Below are 390 nucleotides of genomic sequence, written 5' to 3'. Positions count from 1 at the left end.
CGATTGGGACGAAGTCGTAACAAGGTAGCCGTACCGGAAGGTGCGGCTGGATCACCTCCTTTCTAAGGAGCACTTCTTACCGAGTCCGCTCGGTCAGAGGCCAGTACATCAGCGAGTGTCTGATGCTGGTTGCTCATGGGTGGAACGTTGACTACTCGGCACACTTGGTCTGGTCCTGTTAGTACTGCTTCGGCGTGGAACACAGGGTCTGGGCGAAGGGTGTCGGGCACGCTGTTGGGTGTCTGAGGGCACGGCCGTATGGCTGTCCTTCAAACGCCGGCCCCAGTGAACTCGCTGTCTGCAGCGGGGTGGTGGGTGGCTGGTCGTTGCTTGAGAACTGCACAGTGGACGCGAGCATCTGTGGCCAAGTTTTTAAGGGCGCACGGTGGA

At 59.2% G+C, this 390-nt stretch carries 1 rRNA gene; it reads left to right on the top strand.

The annotated features are described in order from the left end of the window. A 16S ribosomal RNA gene (locus AC4IJH_RS43770) occupies nt 1-62 on the top strand; the annotation flags it as partial. Nucleotides 63-390: the final 328 nt, after the last annotated feature.

This window comes from Streptomyces sp. UF-297, assembly GCF_058245575.1.
The sequence above is the reverse complement of the archived record's forward strand: the minus strand, read 5'-3'. Positions and strand labels throughout refer to the sequence as shown.